Here is a 22,236-nt window from a genome sequence, read left to right on the forward strand (position 1 = left end):
TAGACTGTTAAATCTCTTCTATGATAGTCCGCTCGATAGGAACTTGGACGTATTTCTTTTTACCGTTCTCTTTAACCCAAAAGTAGTAATAACCTTTTTGTGATTCAGATGTCACTTTACTATCAAGAACTGTCCACGATTTTTTATGCTCACCCTCGTAAAAGCTTACCTTATAATCGCCTTCCATCCAGCTCACACCTAATCGTGAAAATTTATTTTGCTGTTCTTCTGAACAAGCCGAAAGAACAAAGGTTATGATTATCAATACGATATATCTCATGAATTTTCCAGTTTTCTTAAAACCAAAAAGACCATTACAAAAGCCCCGCCAATCGCACACATCCAAATATCAGATCGCTGCAGGCCTAGCAGGCTACCTATCCCCGCACCAATCGCAGCACCTAGGCCACTGAATGCCATACTTCTCATCATTCTACAAAAACTACAATCGGACCCTTCTCCAAAAAACTTTGGCATCTCGTTCCCTCCTTTTGTATTACCGTCTCACCTATGGCGTACTGTCAATCAACTTCTAAAAACACATAGGCCTGTGTTTTACTTTCACCTAAATGTGGGGATAGTCGCTGACTATCACTCCCTTTAAAACTCTGTGACCGTCTATTTGGCACATCATTCCCTAAACTAATAAAACAGTGCTATTAACAGCTTTTCTGTAATTTAACAGGCTGAATCACCACTAGCCCATTTTTAATAAGCTTAAAAATTCAGCCCGTGTTTCAGAATTTTTACGAAATTGCCCCAACATACTAGATGTAGTCATTTGTGAGTTTTGTTTCTCCACACCTCGCATCATCATGCACAAATGTTTTGCCTCCACAACCACTGCAACCCCTTTTGCACCCGTTACTTCGAGAATAGAATCTGCAATTTGTGTCGTCAATTGCTCTTGTATTTGTAATCGACGTGCATACATATCGACGATTCTAGCTACCTTTGATAAACCAAGTACTTTTCCATCTGGCAGATACGCCACATGGCACTTGCCAATAAAGGGTAGTAAATGGTGCTCACACATAGAATACAGTTCTATATTTTTAACAATCACCATATCATCAGCATCAGAGTCAAAAACGGCGCCATTCACAATATTCTCTAAACTTTGCTGATAGCCGCTTGTTAAGAAAGACATTGCTTTTGCCGCACGCTTTGGCGTATCAACCAAACCTTGGCGATTAACGTCTTCTCCAACCTGTGAAATTATTTGTTTATATAGTTTTTCCATCAATCTCAATCATCTTTAAAAGTATTTAAAGTATACCGTTTTCTTGTTTGCTTTAAATCAAATAGTTTTAGCGTATGGCGCCATAGCCTCTAGACCGGCTAATAATACCTCTGGCCCCGCATTTTTCTGTCGAGCATTCTCACTAAGGTACCTACGCCAATGTTTTCCACCAGGTTGACCTGCAAAAAGCCCCAATATATGCCGTGTTAAATTTTGTAACGGAACACCTAACTCTAATTGTTTTTCAATATATGGAAGGTAGGCTTCGAGCACTTTTTTTCTATCGGCCAAGGGCTGTTTGAACAGTTGGTGTTCAATTTCCGCCAAAAAAAAGGGATTATGATAAGCCTCACGACCAATCATCACACCGTCAAGGTGTTTCCAATGTTGTTGAATCTCACTGATTGCATTAATCCCACCATTAACAATAATTGATACCGATGGAAAAGCTCTTTTAATGTCGTACGCTCTATCGTAGTTTAACGGCGGAATGGTTCTGTTTTCTTTCGGGGACAGGCCGTTTAAGATGGCTTTACGGGCATGAATAATAACAGTTTCGCAACCCGCATCAGTAACTGCCTGAACAAAGCCTCTCAGGAATTCAAATGAATCTAACTCATCTATCCCAATTCGTGTTTTAACCGTGACTGGAATATCCACAGCTTGTCGCATTAATGATACGCATTGTGCAACACGTTGCGGCTCGGCCATTAAACATGCGCCTATACGTCCATTTTGAACACGATCACTTGGGCAGCCGACATTGATATTTACTTCTTGGTAACCCGCTTCCTGTGCATATCCGGCACATTGCGCCATGGCTTTAGGGTCACTACCACCTAATTGTAATGCTACTGGATGCTCATATTGATCAAATGCCAAAAAGCGCTGTTTATCGCCATGAAGTAATGCACCTGTCGTTACCATTTCTGTATAAAGCAGGGCATTAGGTGATAAAAGTCGATGGAAATATCGGCAGTGCCGGTCTGTCCAATCCATCATCGGTGCAATGGATAACAGTCTATTAATGCTTGGCATGAGAGTAATTGCTATTTCTGTTAGATGTTAGCCCAATTTGTTTACATTGCCCATCAGTATCAAAAATAATGCTGTTATAAACCTGTATTAATGTAAACAGCTAGATGGTTGGCCCTTTTAAAGCTTTCTAAGAAATCCAGTGTCAGTGATTGATAGATTGAATTAAAAGGCAGCGAAAAGAACCGTAAGATAACCCCACAAATTATTAAGGCTAATCACCCCAATATTTCTATTAAGGGTGATTTTTAACTTAATCAGTAACGTTATGGCTTTGGTTTAGATTACTCTCATCTAACCTTACTGTAGGCAGGTCAGTGTTCAGGGTATATTTTTGAGCGCAATCAATGCTGCGTTCATTTCTTTACCTAGATAATGACCGATATTAATTAACTATTGCCAGCAAAACACCTGCCGCGACCGCAGAACCAATAACACCCGCTACGTTAGGCCCCATCGCATGCATTAATAAGTAATTATGAGGGTTAGACTCTAGCCCTACTTTATTAACCACACGGGCCGCCATAGGAACTGCCGACACACCTGCAGCACCAATGAGTGGATTAACTTTGCCGCCCGTTACCTTGTGCATTAACTTACCCATTAAAATACCACCTGCAGTACCAATGGAAAATGCCGCCATTCCTAACACTAAGATACCAAGTGTTTCAGCAGTTAAAAACTTATCCGCTGATAGTTTCGAGCCAACAGCTAAGCCTAGGAAAATAGTCACAATATTAATAAGTTCATTTTGTGCTGTAGAACTTAAACGATCAACCACACCACTTTCTCGCATTAAATTACCGAAGGCTAACATTCCAACCAAAGGTGCTGACGCTGGCAAAAATAGAATAACCGCCGTTAATATAGTTAATGGGAAGATTATCTTCTCTTTCTTACTCACATGCCGCAAGTGCTTCATTTCAACTTTTCGCTCAGACTCTGAGGTTAATGCACGCATGATAGGTGGTTGAATTAGCGGCACTAAAGCCATATATGAATATGCAGCCACTGCAATAGCGCCTAATAAGTCAGGTGCTAATTTAGAGGCTAAGAAAATAGCTGTTGGGCCATCTGCGCCACCAATAATGGCAATCGCCGACGCATCAGACAAACTAAATTCCATACCCGGTATTAGGTTCATCGCCAAAGCGCCAAGAAGCGTTGCAAAGATACCAAATTGGGCTGCCGCACCGAGTACCAATAAACTTGGCATCGCTATAAGCGCTCCAAAATCTGTTAATGCACCAACCCCCATAAAAATAAGCAAAGGGAACAAGCCAGTATCAACGCCCATATGGTACAAAATACCTAGCATTCCATCTGGCCCACTAATGCCAGCAATTGGAATATTAGCTAAAATTCCACCAAAACCAATCGGCAGTAATAACAAGGGTTCAAAGTTTTTTGAAATGGCTAAATATATTAATAATAAGCCAATGGCTATCATTAATATATTGCCCCATTCAAAGTTTGCAATACCCGTCGACTGCCAAATTTGTAATACGCCACTATCCATATTATATAAACCTTAGCAAATAAGTACTAACGGCGCGCCAGCAGGAACTGACTCACCTTCTTTTACGAAAACATCTGAAATTTGACCTTCAATATGCGCCCTTACTTCAGTTTCCATCTTCATGGCTTCTAAAATAATCACTACATCACCTTCATACACATCATCTCCTGCCGCCATTGCTATGCGCACAATATTACCGGCCATTGGAGACAACAAGGGTTCATTTTGACAAACCGCGCCTGATGTTGTCTCTTGTGTTGGTTCAGCTGCTTTCGCAACCACTTTACTAGCAGCTGAAGAAGGTGTTAGATTTTCAATCGAGCCACTTGGACCCACTTCAACCTGATATGTTTTACCATTAACGGCCACATCATATACTTCACTACCGCCTTTTTCAGCTGTTGCTTGAGTAACAACGCCTGTTGGAACCGGCTCAAACGCATCAGGGTTATGTCTATTTTTAATAAAGTCCAAGCCTATCTGTGGAAATAACGCATATGTCAACACATCATCAATGACCTCATCGGCCAATGGCAAACTATCTTTTTCGGCTTTTTCTTTAAATTCTGATGAAATTTTCTCCAACTCATCATCAATCAAGTCAGCTGGACGACAAGCAATCGCTTCAGCGCCATCCAATACACGCTCTTGAAGCTCTTTATTCACTGCTGCAGGTGTTGCACCATATTCGCCTTTTAATACACCTGATGTTTCTTTGCTGATAGATTTATAACGCTCACCCATCAAAACGTTCATCACTGCCTGAGTACCTACAATTTGTGATGTTGGGGTTACTAAAGGAAGATAGCCAAGGTCCTTACGTACACGTGGAATTTCTGCTAACACCTCATCAATTTTGTCACCTGCATTTTGCAGCTTCAATTGACTTTCTAGGTTTGTCAACATGCCACCAGGGACCTGTGCAATAAGAATTCTTGAATCGACACCTTTCAGCGACCCTTCAAACTCCGCATACTTTGGCCGTACTGATCTAAAATAGGCCGCTACTTCTTCAACGCTCTCAATGTCTAGACCCGTCTCGCGATCAGTTCCTTCCAACATTGCAATAAAGGTTTCCGTTGGTGAATGACCGTATGTCATACTCATGGACGAAATAGCTGTGTCTAGCATATCAAGCCCTGCATCGACTGCTTTAAGACAGGTTGCTACACTCATCCCAGTTGTTGCATGGCTGTGTAAAGCAATTGGTAGATCACACTCGGCTTTTAAACGCTTCACCAATATCTCAGCATCATAAGGTTTCAAAAGTCCTGCCATATCTTTAATCGCGATCGAATGGCAGCCGGCATCTTCTAACCGCTTACCCATATCGACCCAATTTTCTAGCGTGTGTACTGGGCTTTCTGTATATGAGATTGTACCTTGCGCATGTTTGCCTACTTCGACAGTTGCTTTAATGGCCGTCTCTAAGTTACGCACATCGTTCATCGCATCAAAAATACGGAAAACATCCATACCATTGTCTGCAGCACGCTCTACGAACTTTCTAACAACATCATCAGCATAATGACGATAGCCTAATAGGTTCTGCCCACGTAATAGCATTTGTTGTTGTGTATTAGGCATCGCCGCTTTTAGTAATCGCAAACGCTCCCATGGGTCTTCACCTAAATAACGAATACAAGCATCAAATGTTGCTCCGCCCCAAGTTTCTAATGACCAATAGCCAATTTTGTCTAATTTTTCCGCAATCGGTAACATATCTTCAATACGTAACCTGGTTGCAAATAGGGATTGATGAGCATCGCGCAACACGACATCAGTAATTTTTAAAGGATTTTTCATGATTTTTAAGTTTATTTAGAGCGAAAACGTTGAACAGCAACCGTAATCGCTGTAACGATATCTTCACTAATATCTGTGGAAACAGACGATTTACTACTGTGCTCAACAACGGGTTCGTATCGTTGAATAACAGCAGAAATCCCTTTGATAGCAAAAACTAACATACCCAAGATGAAGAATACCATCCCCATTCCAAGTAACATTAGTTCCACACCTTGTTCTAATAAGTTTGTGATATTCATAAGCTGTATTATAAAGCACCCCTTGCTGAAAAACACAATAAATATACAAACGCTTTGTTAAAAAAGGTGTTTAAAAACTGCTCCTAATCCAGCTCAAACCCTTTTACCATACGGTCATCGGACTCATTTTGTTCCAGCCTGCCAGTTTCTCTTAATTCATGCTGTTTAGATTTTTCGATCAACTTTTCAACTACTTTTTTTCGACTATTCGTTTTTTTAAAGGCCTGTTGATGCTGGCCTAACTTTTCCTGTAATGACTGCACCGTTTTGCTATGTTCTTCAATGGCCTGATCAAGTTTTTGAACAAACTCCTGATACTCACGTAACCGTGACGCTGACATCCCCACTTGCCCCTTCGTTTTAAACTGAACGGTATAATCATTACGGTACTCTTTTAGTTTCTCTAGTTGCGCTAGAGATTCTTGCTGGGCTTGAAGCGATTGATTCATTTTCATCGCAGCGGCTGTTTCATTGTTTTCAGCAATTTGTTTAACCGGACCAAGCCTCTTTGACTTTTTCAACACTCCCCCCATTTATAATACCTTTGACATAGCTGCCGGCTTTCTATGTTGTAAAACACTTTCCAAACCTTCAATACTTTCATCAAAATTAACCGATTCGGTTATTCTCTGCTGAAGAAACTCTAACATTGATTCATGCATATCAATGGCCTCATCAACCGACGAATTACTACCGGGCTGATAGGCACCAACATTGATTAAATCTGCATTTTGTTGATAGGTCGAGTTTATTTTTCTAAATTCACGTGCCATCTCTTGATGGTCTTCTGGCACAATTTCTGTCATCAACCGGCTCACTGATGCCTCCATGTCTATCGCCGGAAAGTGCCCTGCTTCTGCTAAACGTCGTGACAAATGGATATGCCCATCTAAAATTGCTCGACTTGCATCTGCAATTGGATCATTTGTATCATCCCCTTCAGTCAATACTGTGTAAAAGGCTGTAATAGAGCCATTACCCTTGTCTGAATTACCTGCGCGCTCAACTAGACTGGGCAACTTACTAAACACAGAGGGCGGATAACCCTTTGTTGCAGGTGGCTCATTGATCGCTAAGGCAATTTCTCTTTGAGCTTGTGCATAACGCGTTAGCGAATCCATCAACAACAATACATTCTTTCCTTGATCACGAAAGTATTCAGCAATACTGGTCGCCAACATAGCACCATGCATCCGCATCAATGGCGGGTCATCCGCTGGTGACGCCACCACCACTGCTCGCGCCATTCCTTCGGCTCCCAAAGTTTTTCTAACAAACTCGTTCACCTCTCTACCACGCTCACCAATAAGGCCCACCACGACCACATCCGCTTTCGTATATTTCGTCATCATGCCAAGCAATACACTTTTACCTACGCCACTGCCAGCAAACAAGCCTATTCGCTGGCCCTGCCCAACCGTTAATAATGAATTAATAGTCCCAATACCAACATCCAAAGGCTCCGTTATAGCCCGTCTCCCCAAGGGATTCATGGCACGGCCGTGTAAAGGCATTGTGTCAGTCGTATGCACAGGGCCTTTGCCATCAATTGGTTTACCGCCGCCATCCACAACTCGACCTAATAAACCAGGTCCGACATGCGCCATACTACTCAAGCCCATAGGAATAACTCGACAGTCTTGCTCAAGACCTCTAATATCGCCCGTTGGCATTAAATATAAACGTTCGCCCGAAAAACCAACGACTTCCGCCTCGGTTTGATGGCCATCCGCCGTTTCTATCATACAGCGCCCTCCAATTGTCGAGCGACAACCAACCGCTTCCAATGTCAAACCGACCATTCGTGTTAATCGTCCCTCTACCAACATTGGCTGAGGCTCTTCAATTCGTTCTTGATATTCTTTAAGGCGCTTAAGCCATTTATCTGTACGTTGCGTTACAAATGATAAATCGTTCACGACACCGCTCTTTCATCACCCAAGGCTTTAGCAATGATGGCTAACAGGCGGTTTTCAATGGTTGCGTCAATTGTTGATGCGTCGGTAGCAACACGACAACCACCTCTGGTAATAACTGGGTCTTCAACAATTTTCCAACGGGCCTCATCATCAATTGAAAGCGCTGACTTTATTAACGCCGCATCATCAGGGTGTAAAAATAATTGAATATTTTGTGAACTTGAAGGTAATGCGCTTAGTGCTTCTTTTACAACACCAACGACCTGCCCCGCATCGGCTTTTAATTCTCGTCGAATCAGCTGTTTTGAGATCTGAATCGCAAGCGAGGCAATTTCATTCTCTACACGCTCGTCAAATTCTTCATACGGGCTCACTAACGACTGAATAACAGACTCCAAGGATTTAACCTGTTGTGAAATTTGTGCTTCAGCCGCCCTTAACCCTTTTGCAAGCCCTTCTTCATAGCCTTTTTTAGAGGCTTCTTGCATTGCTTGTTCTTGCAGTTTTTCAAGATCACCAGCCGTCGGGGCTTTAACATGAGCTATATCCACATCAACAGAGTCACCCTCGACAAATGATGGAAAACGCCAAGAAGAAACAACCTCTTTTTTTGTTGATGAATTAGACAAACTCCTCGCCTCCAGAGCCACCTAACGCAATTTCACCTGAGTCTGCCAAACGTCTTGCAATCACTAACACTTCTTTTTGCGCCGCCTCTACATCACTCACCTTAGCAGGTGCAGCGGCTTCCATATCATCACGCAGCATTTCGGCGGCACGTTTAGACATATTTGCAAATATTTTTTCTTTCAACGCTTCTTCTGCTGCACGTAATGCCAGCGTTAATACATCAGTAGACACCTCTTTGAGTAAGCTTTGAATGCCACGATCGTCAACATCAATCAAATTATCAAAGACAAACATCTTATCTTGAATTAATTGTCCAATTTCATCATCTGATTCGACTACCGCATCAATAAGTTCGGCACTCATCGAACCTTCTAAGAAATTTAAAATATTGGCTGCCGTTTGAATACCACCCATTTGGGCAGTTTGAGCACCAGAGTTTCCAGCTAACTGATTTTCCATAATCGCATCGAGCTCTTGTAATGCATCTGGTTGTACACCATCCAGTACGGCAATACGCATGAGCACATCAGACCTCTGCGAGGCTGGCAGATAACCCAATGTTTCAGCGGCTTGATCACTGTCTAAATACGATAAGACGATGGCCATGATTTGTGGATGCTCTAAACGAATAAAGTCTGCAATCGACCGTGGATCCATCCATTTAAGTTGCTCTAACCCCTTAGAGTTTCTGCCCAACAAAATCCGGTCAATGACGCCACCCGCCTTATCCACTCCTAGCGCATTGGTCAGCACATTTTTAATGTATTTGTCCGAATCTATGCCTAACGCCGTTTGCCCGCCAATGGTGGTAATAAAGTGCCCTACAACTGAATCCAGCATTTCCGTCGTCACATTTTCAAGTGAGGCCATGGCTGTACCAACTTGTTGTACTTCTTTAGGCCCCATGTGTTTCATAACACCTGCCGCATAGTCTTCACCTAAAGACAACAATAGTACTGCAGCCTTCGCTGTTCCACTTAATTCATGTGCACTTATTTGTTCTTCAGCCATTATTCTTTTATCCATGTTTTCATGACTTGGGCAACCCGCTTAGGATCTTCACCCGCTATCTTTTGGGCCATCTCTAAACGCTGTTCGTAACTTTTAGGTGCTTCTAACATCATCAGTTCCTCATCTGACTCAAGCTCCAAAGACCTTTCCCCCGCTGACTGAGAAGCTCTTGCCTCTGTCGCCATAGCGCCACTAGGGGTCATCTGCGTGCCTTGACCGCTTGCTGGTAAACCCGCTGCAGTTGGTTTTTCTAATAACGTTTTAATAGTGGGCCTTAATACAAAAAATATCAAGATTAGCGCAAAAACCCCGCCGACAACCTGTTTAGCAGCATCTAGCACCCAGGCTTGTTCCCACAAGGGCACTTCAGGCAAGGCAACAGGAACATCTGGCTGCCTAAATGCCAAATTAGTAATGGTTACGCTATCTCCTCGCAATGCATTAAAACCAACAGCCTCTTTCACGAGCACAGTGAATTTAGCGACATCCTCATCGCTATAGGGTTCTGAAGCACTCGCTCCACCCTCAGCGGTGACCGCTCCTTGTTTATTATCTATTACAACGGCCACAGTTATTCGTTTTACACGGCCGCTAGACAATTTAGTGTGGCTGATTTTCTTATCCAATTCGTAGTTCTTAATGGACCGTTTATTAACATTCGTGGTCGCCGATGCAGTGCTTCCCAATTCACCTTCAGCAACTTCTGGTGCGACCCCAGCTGCAGGCGGTTGATTAGAGAGCGCACCCGGAACACCTTGCACACCTGCTAAATTGCTCTGCTCTTCGGTCACCTGCTCACTTCTTAAAGCGGCCAAGTCGGGGTTATATTGCTCTTGTGTCTGCTCTGTCGTCGTAAAATCAACATCCGCTGAGACCGATGCACGAATAGCACCTGCGCCAACAATCGGCAATAAAATACTTTCAACCCGGTTGATTAAATGCTCTTCAACACCTTGCTTAAACTCAAATTGGTTGCTTGTCAGAGACATAACATCATTTGATGTTTTAGCACTTAATAGAGCACCTTTTTGGTCAACAACGGTTACTTGCGATACATCAAGCTGTGGCACCGCTGATGACACCAAGTGCAAAATAGCGGCAACTTCAGGTTTATTCAGCTCTCGCCCTTGATGCATATCAACAACCACCGAAGCACTGGGTTTTTTACGATGCCGTAAAAACACGGACTGCTTTGGAATGGCTAATAAAACACGCGCAGAACGTACACTTTGTATAGTTACAATGGAGCGGGCTATTTCACCTTCTAATGCACGTTGAATACGCGCTTTTTCGATAGCTTGACTACCGCCAAAACCGGTTTCTTTTTCTAATAATTCAAACCCTTGTCCACCACCACGTGGCAGACCTAAACCGGCTAATTTTAAACGCAACTCATCAACTTGTGACGAAGGAACCAATATAGCGCCTGAACCCGCTTCTAACTTATACTCAACCCCTGATTGCTGCAAACCAGACATTACTTCGCTTAATTCCCTATCACCCAAACTACTATATAACAGGCTGTAGTTTGGCGTTTGTGACCACAACACCACCGCAACACCTAAGGCGACACTGATGGCCAGCGCGAGCATCACGCCCAGCTGACGCACCATCATATTGTTTGGTGATAATTGAATAGTTGCTTGTTCGGCGGAAGTTGCCATATTAGTAAACCTGCTTTAAGTAATTTTTATGAGCATTAGCAAACACGCTTACATGCTCATCCGCATAACATCTTTATAGGCATCTACTAACTTATTTCTAGTTTGCAGAACCGTCTGAAATGATAAGTTTGCTTTTTGCAAAGACACCATTACTTCAGCCAAACTGGCATCCGTTTCACCTTTCGTAAAAGCTTCTGATAGCGTACTGGCTTCTTGTTGTGTTTTATTCACCGCTTCAATTGACTGACTCAGCATTGTTGAGAAGTCTGACGAATTTGTTGGTTTTGCTTCTGCAACTGTATTTGAAGCTTGCGCCGACATCGCCCGCATTTGGGCCAATACATTATTTATTTCCATGTTACTCATAGTCTTTTTCCTTACCGTGTTTCTGAACAATTAATACCATCATGCAGGGATTTCAACGCCCGCCTCACGCATCCGTGCAATTTTGTAGCGCAGTGTTCTTGCACTGATACCAAGCCGTTCGGCAGTATTTTTACGACTGCCATTAGCACTAACTAGCGTATCGAGAATAAGCTTATCTTCAACCGCTCTAACACCTGCACTCAACTCATTTTCTGCCGTCTCAGGCCTCTCAAGCGGCTCTGTGCTTATTGCTGATGGTGTCGATTCAAAAATCAAATCGTTCTCAGTAATCATTGAGCCATTTGCCATAATTAAAGCCCGCTGAATGACATTTTCCAACTCACGAACATTCCCTTTCCAATCATGCTTTTCAAGCAGTTTAATGGCGTTAGCTGATAGTGTTGGTGGCGATTGGTCGCCGTTATAATGTCGCGCGATCATCGTTTTCGACAAAGCCAGAACATCTGCTTTTCGCTCTCTTAGTGGTGGTATATTGATGGGGAACACATTGATCCTATACAACAGATCCTCTCTAAACTTACCCTCGTTCACCAGGGTTCTTAGGTCTTTATTGGTGGTCGCCAATACACGCACGTCAAGCGCTATGGTTTTTTTGCCGCCCAAGCGCTCCACTTCTTTTTCTTGTAAAACACGCAACAATTTAGCCTGTAATAAAATATTCATTTCAGAGATTTCATCCAGCAAAATAGTCCCGCCTTGTGCCTGCTCGAATTTTCCTGCTGACGACTGATATGCACCTGTAAACGCCCCTTTTTCATAGCCAAACAACATCGCTTCAAGCATGTTTTCAGGAATCGCCGCACAATTTATCGCCACAAATTCTTTTTTACTTCTAGGCGAGTTTTTGTGAATAAATCGCGATAACACTTCTTTACCCGTGCCACTTTCGCCCTGTATCAATACCGTCGCTTCACTTTTAGCGACACGCCCTGCTAACGCCACAATGTCTTTCATACAGCTGTCATTACTGGGTAGTTCACCAAACGCGGTTTCTCTTGGCGAGATCGTTTGCTCCACATGAACAATGAGTTGGTCCACCTCAAAGGGTTTTGTTAAATAGTCTGATGCACCTGCTTGTATCGCCTTGACGGCCTGCTCCACTGTGGCATGCGCAGTCATTAATAAAACCGGTAAGTTTGGAAACCGCACTTTGAGCATTTCAAGTAGTTCTTGACCACCCATTCCGTCCATTTGAACATCACTGATCACTAAACGAGCCTGATACTTCTCCAGCACTTTAAGTGCTTCAAGGCCGTTAGCAGCGCACTTTGTTTGATAACCGTAAGCCGTTAACGCATCTTGAATAGCTTCTTGCAATGGTTCATCATCTTCAACAATTAACACATCTATTTGTTTTATCACCTTACATACTCCCTTGTAGTTGCTTCATGGACGATGACATTACCACCGGTAATTGAACGTCCATCGTGGTCCCAACCCCTACCTTTGAGACCCATTTAATGTCACCCGCGTGGGCGTTAACCACATTACTGACCACAGCCAAACCTAACCCTGTTCCATTGGCTTTATTGGTATAGAAGGGCTCGAATATTCGTTGTTGCTGCTTTTTGCTCAAGCCATGCCCTTGGTCTGCCACGGTGATTCTTAGGTTAGCGTCACCGTTCAAGCTTATTGAACATGTCACAGATTCACCCGACTTAGTCGCATCTAAGGCGTTATCTAGCAAATTACCAATCGCGCCGAGCAAAGCATTTTTACTGATATAAAGCTGTATAGACTCTTCTGCATCACGACCCTCAAAAGCAACTGGTTTATCCTGATACAAATCGCTTAAGCCCTTAATAAACGTTGTTAATTTAACGGGCTGCTTCACAAACTCACCATGATGCGAATAATTCAGCATATCTGTTACTTGTGTGTTCAATAGCCTTAATCTATCAAGTAGTTTTGCGGCAAAAATTTGCTGCGCCTCATGACTTAATACACCTGTATTCAGTTGCGAGGCATACAATAATGCAGACGCTAAAGGCGTTCTGATTTGATGAGCCAAGCCTGCGGAAAACTCACCCATTTCAGCCAGTTTCTTTTTATGCTCAAGCTGTTGATGTAACTCTCGTTGCTGAGTGATATCGGTTAGTAAAACGACACTACCAGATTGCCCACCTAAGCTTGTGGTGGATAAGGCGACTATTTGCCCCGTCTTTAGACTAAATTGATCTGCAAGCTGCTCATCGGGAATCAAATAATTTGTCTGTACATTATCCCACGGTAACCCTAGTACATCTCCATCCACCCAGGATCTAGCGCAAGCATTTAGCTTGACAACTTTCTGCTGAACATCAAGAACAATAACTGCACCAGGAATAGCCTCAATCAACCCTTCCAATTGAGTCGCTAAGGCCTCTTTGTCTGATAAGTGCTGTATTTTTTCTGAGTTAGATTGAGCTAGCGCATCACTTAAAACAACCACCTGTTGTTCGAGTTGCTGGTATGACTCCGTTAGGTGTTGCGACACTTGATTAAACGTATGAAAAGCATCTTCAAGTGGTTGGCTCTGATGAACCTTATCTGATGTAGCAAGTAAACTCATTTTCTGCCATTGTAATTGTGGTACTCACAAACAATGCCAAAAACGTGCCATATTATTTAATACTTAATAAACAATATGTTATGAAGTATTGATTTAACGAATGTCAAATATTGGTCACTTAATCCGCGCGGTTAATCTCATGTTTCCGCATCTTCTCAACTAGAGTCGTTCGACGCATACTTAACTTCTTAGCGGCATGCGCCACCACACCATCCGAATCATTTAACGCCTGTTGAATTAATGAATACTCAAGGTTATTCAAATGCTCTTTAAGATCCATCCCTTGCTCAGGCAAGATACCTACCGCATGATGGCCATTAGTCACCGAATGATGATTTAATAAACTTGTCTCGTCGAATATTGGCGACTCAAGCAGCAACTCCTCTTGTGTAACCACCGGTGCACTATCGTACTGCTGAAACTTATCAGGCAAGTCCTTAACATCTACAACCCCGTAAGCATGAATAATGGCAAGTCGCTCTACCATATTTGCCAACTCTCTAACATTACCAGGCCAGTCGTACTGACATAGCGCCATCAATGCACCCGAGGTAAAGCGCACAGAGCCTTTATTATCATTTTCAATACGCTGCACTAATTCACTCACCAGCATAGGAATATCTTCAGCGCGATTTCTTAATGGCGCAATACTAATAGGAAATACATCTAATCTATAAAATAAATCTTCCCTAAAGCTGCCCTTTTCAATCTCCTGCTTTAAATCTCGATGTGTCGCAGCTAGCACCCTAACATTACACTCAATAGACTTAGTACCCCCCACCCGCTCAAATACTTTTTCCTGTAACACTCGTAGTAACTTTACCTGCATTTGCATCGGCATATCACCAATTTCATCAAGAAATAGAGTCCCACCTTCTGCCAACTCAAAACGTCCCTGCCTTGCTGTTAATGCACCAGTAAAGGCTCCCTTTTCATGACCAAACAACTCACTTTCAATCAGCTCTGCTGGTATTGCTCCACAGTTGATAGGCACAAAAGACTTTTGACGGCGTGTCGAATGGTAATGAATATTTCTCGCAATAACTTCTTTTCCTGTACCCGACTCACCAAGAATTAACACCGTTGCATCCGAAACGCATACCTGTTGAATTAGCTGCCTAACACGTTTAACCTCCTGACTATTACCTACCAAACTTCTAAATAGTTGAGTTGCTCGCTCTGAAGTCTCTTGTGTCAGTGAATGCCCTACAGACTGTAACTGACGAATACTGTTAATAAAGTGCTGATAGGTCGTTGGCCACTCTAAGGGGACGAGGTAGCTCGCTATGGTTTTAGACAATTTAGGCGCGCACCCTTTGTTATGTAAATACAAAAATGGTTGCTGGTGCTTAGGCTCTGAATAAAAAGAATGGATTTCATCGTCCTTAAAGCTCACATCATCACAAAGAATAACCAGTGGTGACTCATCATCGTTGACTTCACTTTGTAACTTATCCAAGGTTAATAATTTAACCTTATAGTCTAAAAAATTTAATACTGTTATTACTTCTGAGCAGCGATCTTTATCATCACCTATCAAAAAAACTTTTTGTAATGCCATAAAGCAATAAACCCATGTCATGAAATATAAATTTCAATTAGTATGTCAAAAAACCGACACCTCGTGCAATTTTTTGTGCGTTAACGTGCTGTTTTAGACTTCCGCTGTGTTTTAACTTGACAGCTATACAAACAAGTCTTAGAAAGTACATTATATTAATTTGAGCCACACGCCGTGACAGACCTTTCACTGGGATTTCTTTTTTCCACGTTATTCATCCTTATTTTATTATCCGCTTTTTTTTCCGGCTCTGAGACTGCCTTGATGCGCTTGAATAAGTATCGGCTTATACATCTTGTCAAAAGCGGCCATTTAGGCGCCAAGATGGCCCATACCCTGTTAAAAAAGCCAGATCGATTAATCGGCCTTATTTTATTAGGCAATAATTTTATTAACATTTTCGCCTCATCGATTGCAACCATCCTAGCCTTACGCCTATATGGCGAATCAGGTATCGCTATTGCCGCGGGGTTACTGACTTTCATTATTTTAATTTTTTCTGAAGTCGCACCAAAAACTTGGGCAGCTAGCCATCCTGAACGTTTAGCTTTTTTTGCATCCATTATATACACACCTTTATTAAAGCTCCTTTACCCACTCGTTTGGGTCATCAACACCTTATCTAACTTATTACTAAGAATGGTGGGCATCCATGTTCAACATGATACAGACACACATTTGCACCATGATGAATTACGTACTGTTGTGACCGAGGCTGGAAACCTAATTCCCGATGAGCATAAAGGCATGCTACTGGGTATTCTTGATCTTCAACAGGCCACCGTTGAAGATATTATGACCCCTATTAACGATATTCACGGTGTTGATCTTGATGACGACATCGATGATATAAAAAAACAATTATTGAATGCGTCCTATTCTAACTTGCCGGTTTTTTCAACTAATATGGATTCTATTCAAGGCTTTTTAAGAACGAAAGATATCTTGCAGTTAGCTAACAGTGGTGACTTTAGTCATCAACAATTATTAGACATTAAGCAACCACCTTACTTTATTCCAAATAACACAAGCCTGTATAAACAACTGATTAACTTTCAACAGAACAAACAGCGCTTTGCTTTTGTTGTAAATGAATATGGCTCCATTTTGGGCTTAATAACTTTACAAGACCTGTTAGAAGAAGTGATCGGTGAATTCACCACCGACTTTTCAGATAGCTCTCCTGACATTCAGAAAAAAGCAGATGGCAGCATACTCGTTAGCGGCAACATTACCATTAGAGAACTTAATCGTTCTATGGGCTGGAAATTGCCAACCAACGGCCCTAAAACATTAAACGGGCTAATTATTGAATACCTTGAATCTATTCCAGAACAAGGAACCAGTTTAAAACTATATAAACACTCTGTTGAAATCGTATTAACTGAAGACAATGCTGTAAAGCTGGCAAAATTTCAATCATCATAATCGTTATGAAAAATAACGATTATGGTGCCTCTAATTTAATATAAAAAAATAATGGAATATGACTTATGGCTAAACTGACTCTTTTTTTTAACAGCAAGCCCATTGAGGTATTCCAACTCGAACAAAACACCTCAACCATCGGCAGGGACCCTGACAATACATTTATTATCGACAGCCTTGCTATCGCACCAACACACTTAAAAGTGACTCGGGTTGCTAACGAATACTTTATTGAAAGCGTATCTGAACAGTTCCCCACTTTTATTAATGGGCAGCCAATTCAAAAAGAGGCCATTAAGAAAGGCGACAAAATTAACATCGGAAAACACAGTCTTCTTTATTCTTTTTCTACCATCGATGATATCGACACCTCAGACACATCAACTGCGCAACCATCGTTACGCCCAGTAGGCAAAGCAAACCTTCAAGCTCTAAATGGTGCCAACATCGGCCTAGTTAGCGCGTTAAATAAGGCTGTTAATGAAGTCAATATTACTAACACCACACCCGCAATGATTGCTAAGAGAGCCGACGGGTATTATATTTCAAGGTTAATGGACGATATTAGCATTTCCATCGACGGCAACACGATATCCAGCGAGACCAAATTGGCTAATAACAATGTCTTAAACATTGCAGACAATAAATATCTCTTTTTTACTGAATAACCCTTAAATATAAGCAACAGAGTGGAAGGGCAGCTTCTACTTTAGTCATTACTCTTCAAAAAATGCTTCTAAAAAAACTGCAATGCATCCCTTAACACGCTCACCGGGTGTATTTTTAGACCATCGACACCTTCCTTAGGAATATTTCCTTTAGGCGCTAGTGCAAACTTAAAACCGTGTTTCGCGGCTTCCTTTAGACGCTCCTCACCATTAGGCACAGGGCGAACTTCCCCTGATAGGCCTAACTCACCAAACACCACCCAGTCTTTAGAGATATTTTTAGATTTAAAGCTAGATAATAACGCTGCAACGACTGCCAAATCACCACCTGTTTCCATAACACGTAGGCCACCAACGATATTTACAAATACATCTTGGTCAAGTAATGAGCATTGCCCATGCCTATGTAGAATAGCCAACAGCATCGCCAAACGGTTTTGGTCCATCCCGACAGTAACCCGTTTAGGGTTTCCTTGCCTACTTTCATCGACCAATGCTTGCACCTCAACCAGAAGTGGACGAGTCCCTTCGCGAGTCACCATTACAACACTACCAGGCACTTCTTGTTCGTGACGCGAAAGAAAAATAGCAGAGGGATTTGTCACTTCGCGAAGCCCTTTTTCTGTCATCGCAAAAACGCCCAACTCATTAACCGCACCAAAGCGGTTTTTAATCGCCCTTATCACGCGGAAACGGCTTCCCGAATCACCCTCAAAATATAAAACAGAATCCACCATATGTTCTAAAACACGTGGACCAGCAATCGCCCCTTCTTTGGTGACATGGCCCACTAAAAATATGGTGGTATTTGTGCGTTTAGCAAATCGTACCAGCCGTGCAGCACATTCACGTACCTGCCCAACCGAGCCGGGCGCAGAATGTAACTCATCACTAAAAACCGTTTGAATAGAGTCTACAACCAAAACATCTGCTGACATTTTTTCTGCTGTCGCCAATATGGTTTCGAGTGCAATTTCACATAAAATATTAACTTTATCGACTGATAAATGAAGTCGCGTCGCACGCATACTTACTTGTTGAGCAGACTCTTCACCCGTTACATAGAGCGTTTTAGTACGTTGACTCATACTCGCCAATGATTGCAGCAATAAGGTTGATTTACCAATCCCAGGATCACCACCAATAAGAATTGCTGAGCCGGGAACAATACCTCCACCGAGTACTCGATCCAACTCATCCATGCCACTTTGAGTACGCTCTAAACGCTGCGCTGTTACAGAAGATAAGATTTGCACTTCAGCCGAGCTGGCTTGGTCAGCATAACCACTAAAACGGTTTACTTTAGAGGAACCGCTCAGCGTTGATTCTTGCAGAGTATTCCAGCCACCACAATCTTGGCATTGTCCAGCCCATTTAGTTGCACTCGCCCCACATTCTTGACAGCTATAAACAGTTTTAGGTTTACTCGACATTTAATGTTTCCCGTATAGATCGACTGACACGATGAGTAACCCCACACAATAACTCATAGGAAATCGTACCACTTTTTTCAGCCACTTCCTCAATGGGCAAACCACGTCCCCATAAAACAACTTCATCACCCACGCGAACATTATTGCATTGACTGATATCCACCGTAATCGAGTCCATTGAAACACAGCCTACTAATGGGGCTACTTGGCCCGCTACCAAAACGGGTGTTCCTGTCACAGCATGGCGCGGGTAACCATCGCCGTAACCAATCGCAACAATTGCTATTAGGCTGGTTCTATTAGCTTGCCAAGTTGAACCATAACCGACGCAGCCCGATTTTCTAACCGTTCTTATTGATAGAACCCTGCTTTTTAGTGTCATCACAGGAAGCAAATTATCATCACTTGCTGTTGAGTCACAAAACGGGCTGGCACCATATAGCATTATGCCAGGACGCACCCAGTGTCTTTGTGCATGCTTCCAACCTAACAACCCAGCTGAATTAGCAATACTTTGTTCACCGTTCAAACCGAGCGTAGCCTCATCAAACACACTAATTTGAGAGGTGGTAGACGATGAATTCATATCGTCCGCACAGGCCAAGTGAGTCATTAACTTAACCGGCAAACGCAGCTTTCCAGATAGTTGCAAAGCGTCGTAAAGCCTCGGCACTGCGGACGCATCAACTCCTAGACGGTTCATCCCCGTATTTATTTTTAACCAAGCAGATATCGGTGTTGAAACATCAGCTGAATGGAGTAGCTCTACTTGGTACTCACTATGAATAACTGCATCTAGGTCATAGGCACAAAACTGCTCAAGGTCTGCTTGAGAAGAAAACCCAGTTAACACAAGAATTATTTTATCGATGCCTGCTTGTCTAAGTTTTATTGCTTCTTCTAGCCGTGCTACAGCAAAACCATCAACCGATGACAACGCCTGAGCAACCGCTAACATGCCATGCCCATAAGCATCTGCTTTTATTACCGCCATAAGTTTTGAGTTAGGAGCTGCTCTACGAGCAACATCAGCATTATGTGTTAATGCCGATAAATCAATAACCGCTTCGGGGTGAAAAGACATAATTATTCTAACGTCATAATGCGTTGATGGGCCACTAATTAACCATCACATCAATATTCATCATCAATGTAACTGTCATTGGCATAGTTCTCAAACCGCGTATATTGCCCTAAAAACGTCAACCGACAGGTGCCAATCGGCCCATTACGCTGTTTACCAATAATAATTTCTGCCACACCTTTTGCGTCAGAGTCTTCGTTATACACTTCATCCCTATAAATAAAAATAATAACATCGGCATCCTGCTCAATACTTCCCGACTCCCTCAAGTCAGACATCACTGGTCGTTTATTCGGCCGTTGCTCCAAATTACGATTCAACTGAGATAAAGCAATAACTGGCACATTTAACTCTTTGGCTAAGGCTTTCAATGAACGCGAAATATCTGAAATCTCTGCTACACGGCTTTCACTTTTCGATGGTGATTGCATCAATTGTAAGTAATCGAGAACAATCAAACCTAGCTGACCATGTTCTTTCATCAGTCGCCTTGCTCGGGCACGAACCTCAATTGGGCTCAGTGCTCCTGTGTCATCAATGAATATTTTAGCTTCTGCCAACAGATTAATTGAAGATTGCATTCGTGGCCACTCATCATCATCAAGCTGTCCGGTTCTAACTTTATGCTGATCAATACGGCCTAAAGAAGACATCATTCTCATCGCTAATGAATCACCCGGCATCTCCATACTAAATACGGCGATAGGCAAGCCACTTTGAATGCCTATGTTTTCTGCCAAGTTCATTGCAAAACTGGTTTTGCCCATTGAAGGTCGGCCAGCGACAATAATTAAATCAGCCGGTTGAAGACCGGATGTCATTTCATCTAAATCAGAAAACCCGGTACTCGCACCGGTAATAGCATTTTGGTTTTCATGTAATTCGGTAATCTTATCAACGGCTACGCCCAATAAGTTTTTAATCGATTCAAAACCCTTTTGCCCTTTTGCACCCTGTTCGGCAATTTTGAAAACTTTACTTTCAGCTTCGTCCAACAATTCATTTATGTCTCGGCCTTCAGTATCAAACCCAGAATCTGATATTTCATTACCAATATGAATAAGCTGACGCCGAACAGATCGTTGCCGAACAATAGCTGCATAGCTAACAATGTTTGCTGCACTAGGCGTATCTTTTGCGAGCGCCCCTAAATACGCTAAACCACCGACACTTTCTAATTCCCCAGCTTGCCCGAGCACTTCGGAAATAGTAACAACATCGAAAGGCTCGTCTTTTTTTGCTAAGTCTGCAATCGATTCAAAAATTAACCGGTGTTCTTTACGGTAAAAGTCCTCTGGTGAAACCTTATCAGCCACTGTATCCCAGCACTGATTATCTAACATTAAACCGCCTAAAACTGATTGTTCGGCTTGTAATGAGTGAGGTGGAACACGAAGAAACTCTGTCTCATCGGGCATTTCATAGTCAAATAATGGTTCTTCAGACATGAGCAGTTTTTGAAGATAAATTGAAAGTTTTTACGATTGTACAGGAAGGTGAAATCTTCTTTGCAAAAAAAAGCCGGTGCCAAATGACACCGGCTTTTTTTAAATGTGGTGTCCTAAGCTTCAGCTACAACCGCCAATTTTAGTGATGCAACAACATCAGTATGTAAGTGGATAGCCACTTCAAATTCACCTGTCTGTCTAATTGAACCTTCAGGTAATTTAATTTCTTGCTTATCAACTTCTACACCTGCATCCGCACATGCTTTAATAATATCCGGTAAGCCGACCGATCCAAATAACTTACCTTCTTCACCCGCCTGGTGAGTAATAGTTAAGTTTAACACTTCAATGGCTTCTGCTCTTGCTTGAGCTTTTGTTAGACGCTCAGCTTCTGCTTTTTCAAGGTCTGCTCTACGTGCTTCAAATTCTTTAATCCTGGCTGGCGTCGCAAGAACTGCTTTACCACCGGGGATTAAAAAATTACGTCCAAAACCGGGCCTTACTGTTACTTTGTCACCCAAGTTACCTAAATTTGCTACCTTTTCAAGAAGAATAATGTTCATCTTTACTAAATCCTATTTATTTTAAAATTTAACTCAGCGTGCGA

The 22,236-nt window shown here is 42.4% G+C and carries 22 protein-coding genes; 2 read left to right on the forward strand and 20 right to left on the reverse strand.

The window, feature by feature from the left end; translation table 11 throughout:
• Nucleotides 1–7: 7 nt before the first annotated feature.
• From CYCME_RS09050 to CYCME_RS09125, 16 genes are all read right to left on the reverse strand, one after another.
• Nucleotides 8–280, reverse strand: a complete 273-nt coding sequence (locus CYCME_RS09050) for a hypothetical protein (protein ID WP_016389657.1) — start codon at nt 278–280, stop codon at nt 8–10.
• Nucleotides 277–477: a hypothetical protein gene (locus CYCME_RS09055; protein WP_015005537.1), complete on the reverse strand. Its 201-nt coding sequence runs from the start codon at nt 475–477 to the stop codon at nt 277–279. The genes CYCME_RS09050 and CYCME_RS09055 overlap by 4 nt, the downstream gene beginning before the upstream one ends.
• Nucleotides 478–697: 220 nt before the next feature.
• Nucleotides 698–1,243: a GTP cyclohydrolase I FolE gene (folE, locus tag CYCME_RS09060; protein WP_015005536.1), complete on the reverse strand. Its 546-nt coding sequence runs from the start codon at nt 1,241–1,243 to the stop codon at nt 698–700.
• Nucleotides 1,244–1,300: 57 nt separating this feature from the next.
• A complete protein-coding gene (dusA, locus tag CYCME_RS09065) occupies nt 1,301–2,281 on the reverse strand; it encodes a tRNA dihydrouridine(20/20a) synthase DusA (RefSeq protein ID WP_020932820.1) in 981 nt (326 codons plus the stop codon).
• A 382-nt stretch (nt 2,282–2,663) separates the two neighbouring features.
• On the reverse strand, nt 2,664–3,797 hold the full coding sequence (locus tag CYCME_RS09070) for a sodium ion-translocating decarboxylase subunit beta (protein ID WP_015005534.1): 1,134 nt from the start codon (nt 3,795–3,797) through the stop codon (nt 2,664–2,666).
• Nucleotides 3,798–3,809: 12 nt separating this feature from the next.
• Complete coding sequence (gene oadA / locus CYCME_RS09075; RefSeq protein ID WP_020932821.1) at nt 3,810–5,603, reverse strand: sodium-extruding oxaloacetate decarboxylase subunit alpha; 1,794 nt, start codon at nt 5,601–5,603, stop codon at nt 3,810–3,812.
• 11 nt (nt 5,604–5,614) lie between these two features.
• A complete protein-coding gene (locus CYCME_RS09080) occupies nt 5,615–5,845 on the reverse strand; it encodes an OadG family protein (protein WP_020932822.1) in 231 nt (76 codons plus the stop codon).
• An 83-nt stretch (nt 5,846–5,928) separates the two neighbouring features.
• Entirely contained in the window at nt 5,929–6,369 is a 441-nt protein-coding gene (gene fliJ, locus CYCME_RS09085; RefSeq protein ID WP_223253240.1) for a flagellar export protein FliJ, read from the reverse strand.
• Nucleotides 6,370–6,378: 9 nt separating this feature from the next.
• Nucleotides 6,379–7,764 carry a flagellar protein export ATPase FliI gene (fliI, locus tag CYCME_RS09090; protein WP_041932945.1) on the reverse strand — a complete coding sequence of 462 codons (1,386 nt, stop codon included), beginning with the start codon at nt 7,762–7,764 and terminating at the stop codon, nt 6,379–6,381.
• Nucleotides 7,761–8,393 (reverse strand): flagellar assembly protein FliH, encoded by a 633-nt coding sequence (locus CYCME_RS09095; RefSeq protein ID WP_015005529.1) that lies wholly within the window; start codon nt 8,391–8,393, stop codon nt 7,761–7,763. Before CYCME_RS09095 ends, fliI begins: the two co-directional genes overlap by 4 nt.
• Nucleotides 8,386–9,405, reverse strand: a complete 1,020-nt coding sequence (gene fliG, locus CYCME_RS09100) for a flagellar motor switch protein FliG (RefSeq protein WP_015005528.1) — start codon at nt 9,403–9,405, stop codon at nt 8,386–8,388. The genes CYCME_RS09095 and fliG overlap by 8 nt, the downstream gene beginning before the upstream one ends.
• A complete protein-coding gene (fliF, locus tag CYCME_RS09105) occupies nt 9,405–11,069 on the reverse strand; it encodes a flagellar basal-body MS-ring/collar protein FliF (RefSeq protein WP_015005527.1) in 1,665 nt (554 codons plus the stop codon). Before fliF ends, fliG begins: the two co-directional genes overlap by 1 nt.
• 48 nt (nt 11,070–11,117) lie before the next feature.
• Entirely contained in the window at nt 11,118–11,435 is a 318-nt protein-coding gene (gene fliE / locus CYCME_RS09110) for a flagellar hook-basal body complex protein FliE (RefSeq protein WP_015005526.1), read from the reverse strand.
• 39 nt (nt 11,436–11,474) lie between these two features.
• Complete coding sequence (locus tag CYCME_RS09115) at nt 11,475–12,818, reverse strand: sigma-54-dependent transcriptional regulator (RefSeq protein ID WP_020932824.1); 1,344 nt, start codon at nt 12,816–12,818, stop codon at nt 11,475–11,477.
• A 1-nt stretch (nt 12,819) separates the two neighbouring features.
• On the reverse strand, nt 12,820–14,007 hold the full coding sequence (locus tag CYCME_RS09120) for a sensor histidine kinase (protein WP_020932825.1): 1,188 nt from the start codon (nt 14,005–14,007) through the stop codon (nt 12,820–12,822).
• A 118-nt stretch (nt 14,008–14,125) separates the two neighbouring features.
• A complete protein-coding gene (locus CYCME_RS09125) occupies nt 14,126–15,568 on the reverse strand; it encodes a sigma-54 dependent transcriptional regulator (RefSeq protein ID WP_041932946.1) in 1,443 nt (480 codons plus the stop codon).
• 174 nt (nt 15,569–15,742) lie between these two features.
• On the opposite strand from CYCME_RS09125, the gene CYCME_RS09130 reads away from it, so the two are divergent.
• Together CYCME_RS09130 and CYCME_RS09135 are read left to right on the forward strand one after the other, a co-directional pair.
• Entirely contained in the window at nt 15,743–16,996 is a 1,254-nt protein-coding gene (locus tag CYCME_RS09130; protein ID WP_073023727.1) for an HlyC/CorC family transporter, read from the forward strand.
• Nucleotides 16,997–17,061: 65 nt separating this feature from the next.
• Nucleotides 17,062–17,664 (forward strand): FHA domain-containing protein, encoded by a 603-nt coding sequence (locus CYCME_RS09135; protein WP_015005521.1) that lies wholly within the window; start codon nt 17,062–17,064, stop codon nt 17,662–17,664.
• 68 nt (nt 17,665–17,732) lie between these two features.
• Here CYCME_RS09135 and radA read toward each other — a convergent pair whose 3' ends face one another.
• From radA to rplI, 4 genes are all read right to left on the reverse strand, one after another.
• Nucleotides 17,733–19,097 carry a DNA repair protein RadA gene (radA, locus tag CYCME_RS09140; protein WP_020932828.1) on the reverse strand — a complete coding sequence of 455 codons (1,365 nt, stop codon included), beginning with the start codon at nt 19,095–19,097 and terminating at the stop codon, nt 17,733–17,735.
• Nucleotides 19,087–20,181 (reverse strand): alanine racemase, encoded by a 1,095-nt coding sequence (gene alr / locus CYCME_RS09145; protein ID WP_020932829.1) that lies wholly within the window; start codon nt 20,179–20,181, stop codon nt 19,087–19,089. Before alr ends, radA begins: the two co-directional genes overlap by 11 nt.
• 50 nt (nt 20,182–20,231) lie before the next feature.
• Nucleotides 20,232–21,629, reverse strand: coding sequence for a replicative DNA helicase (gene dnaB, locus CYCME_RS09150; RefSeq protein ID WP_015005518.1), 1,398 nt, complete (start codon nt 21,627–21,629; stop codon nt 20,232–20,234).
• A 113-nt stretch (nt 21,630–21,742) separates the two neighbouring features.
• Complete coding sequence (gene rplI / locus CYCME_RS09155) at nt 21,743–22,192, reverse strand: 50S ribosomal protein L9 (protein WP_015005517.1); 450 nt, start codon at nt 22,190–22,192, stop codon at nt 21,743–21,745.
• Nucleotides 22,193–22,236: the final 44 nt, after the last annotated feature.

The sequence above is a fragment of the Cycloclasticus zancles 78-ME genome (genome assembly GCF_000442595.1).
Lineage (GTDB): Bacteria > Pseudomonadota > Gammaproteobacteria > Methylococcales > Cycloclasticaceae > Cycloclasticus > Cycloclasticus pugetii.